Annotated in this window: 1 protein-coding gene and 2 pseudogenes; 2 read left to right on the forward strand and 1 reads right to left on the reverse strand. The window is 62.4% G+C overall.

Annotated features, from left to right (window positions below):
* Together ABIB00_RS38860 and ABIB00_RS38865 are read left to right on the forward strand one after the other, a co-directional pair.
* Window positions 1–186: pseudogene (locus ABIB00_RS38860) on the forward strand (M24 family metallopeptidase); the annotation flags it as partial.
* Window positions 187–401: 215 nt separating this feature from the next.
* Window positions 402–718: pseudogene (locus tag ABIB00_RS38865) on the forward strand (transposase); the annotation flags it as partial.
* 47 nt (window positions 719–765) lie between these two features.
* Here the strand turns inward: ABIB00_RS38865 and ABIB00_RS38870 are convergent.
* A complete protein-coding gene (locus ABIB00_RS38870) occupies window positions 766–2,112 on the reverse strand; it encodes an IS5 family transposase (RefSeq protein ID WP_354107994.1) in 1,347 nt (448 codons plus the stop codon).
* Between the last annotated feature and the right edge of the window lie 126 nt (window positions 2,113–2,238).

The raw sequence follows: 2,238 nt of genomic DNA on the forward strand, positions 1-2,238 counted from the left end.
TGGGGAGAACGCACGGCTAGTCTTCGTAATAGTGATCTCACTGTTCTTGAGCCGGGCATGGCGTTTCACATGATGCCTGGGCTATGGCTCGGCGACGATGGCGTCACCATTACTCAATCGTTCATTGTGACTGAAAGTGGTCGGGAAGACCTGACCACAATCCCGCGACAACTGGTCATAAAGTAAAGCGAGCAGCGTTCTAGAAATGCTGACCGAAACTACGCAATGCGGGTCGCAGCACTGAGTCGGCGCGCGACTCTCGTTCCAACGGTCCCTTCTACCGGAGGCCCGGTCGGTGTGCCCGAGCATACCAGGGCAGTGCTCCAGCAGTACCGTTCCCCCAGCCTGTAGTGAACCGCCCCGGGTTTGCCGGAGGCTCCAACTCCTGAGAGGATGGAGCCATGACAAGCAAGACGACGAACAAGTTCTCACCCGAGGTCCGGACCCGAGCGGTTCGGATGGTTCTGGATCACGCCAGCGAGCATCCGTCCCGCTGGGCGGCGGTGACATCGATCGCGGCCAAGATCGGCTGCACACCGCAGACGCTGCATGACTGGGTCAAGAAGGCCGAGATCGACAGCGGGCAGCGGACCAGCGTCCCGACTGAGATGGCCGAGAAGCTGAAGGCCCTGGAACGGGAGAACCGTGAGCTTCGACAGGCCAACGAGATCCTGCGCAAGGCGAGCGCCTATTTTGCGATGGCGGAGCTCGACCGCCGGCGCACCACGCGTTCAAAATAGACGTCAAGCACCAATCAGTCGTCCGTTAAGAAGCCGAATTGAGCGGGGCGGTACAGGCGAGCGTTCGCCATAGCTGTCCCAGGAACATGCACAAGAGTTCTCTGAGCCAGGCGAGGATGCGGCGGAAGTTGTAGCCCACGGCTGAGAGCACGACGTTGGCAGCGTCGCCGGCGCGGCCTTTGAGATAGCAGCGGCCGAGGTGACCTTCGGCCTTGAGGTGTCCGATGAGGGGCTCGATGGCGGAGCGGCGGCGCAGCTCGCGTTTGATGACGCCGAAGACGCCGCGCTTCTGGCCGGAGATGAAGACGCGACGGGGATTCTGCGCGTCGTGGCCGCGGTATCCCTTGTCGACATAGGCCCTCTCGATCGCGCAGCCGGTGAGCGTCTCGGTGCGGTCGATGACGTCCCGCAAGGTGTGACCGTCGTACGGGTTATCGGGCAGCGCCCTGGCGTGCAGCACGAACAGGCCACCGGGAGCCCGGCGGTTGTTGGTGACGATGGAGGCCTTGACGCCGAACTCATAAGGCGCGGCGGCCTTGCCTTTGCCGATGCACTCCACCTCCGGGGCGTGAAAGGAATAGAGCTTCCAGCCGCGCTGGCGCTGCTGCTGCGAGCGGATCTGGGAGGCCCGGCCGAGCGGGAGGGCGAAGGTGTTCTCGAGCACCGCCTGACCTTCGATCTTGCGGCGGATATCGCGGATGATCCGGCCCAGCCGGCTGCGCAGGATGCGCAACTGCCGCTGATGCCGCTTGAACTGTTTGGCATGAGCGTAGCGACCCGCCATCATCGCGGCGGCCTTGGCGATGCGAGAATAGGATTGCCGCAGCCTGACGCCATGCCTTCGCGCTAGACGATTGAGCCCCTTGATGGCCGCATGCAGCAGCTTGGCATCGGTCGGGAAGGTGATGGCCTTTGGCTGCACGGTGGTATCGACCGTGACCTGCTTGAGGTCCTGGCTGCGTAACGCACCGGCCTCGTGCGCCACCCGCAGGCTCTCGGCCAGCAGCAGCTCCAGCTTGTCGCCGAGCCGCTTGCGCCAATGGCTCAGGTCCGAGCGCTCGTCCGGGAAGGCGTGCTGGAAGAACTCTTCGCCGGTGAAGAACTGGAAATATGGGTCGTGGACCCAACGCTCGCACACCCCTTCATCGGATAGCCCATAAATATGCTTGAGCAGCAACAGCCCGATCATGAAACGGGTCTCGATCCCCGGTCGGCCGTTCTCGCTGTAGAGCGGTGCGATCTCGCCGTCGATCCAGTGCCAATCGATCCTGTCCGCGAGCAGAACCAGCTCGTGCTTCGTGTTGATGATCTGGTCCAGCCGCGCCCGGAACAGATCGTTTGATCCCATCGTCCTGTGCTTCTTTGGCCGCATCGTCCTGACCTGCCCCTGCCGATTTCCTCCAGTTGAAGTTAGAGTCCGGCCTTCTGAAGGACGGACAGATGAAGCGAGCCAGGTTTACGGAAGAACAGATTATCGGTGTGCTGCGCGAACATGAGG

Origin of the sequence: Bradyrhizobium sp. LB14.3 (assembly GCF_040547985.1) — a bacterium.
GTDB lineage: Bacteria > Pseudomonadota > Alphaproteobacteria > Rhizobiales > Xanthobacteraceae > Bradyrhizobium.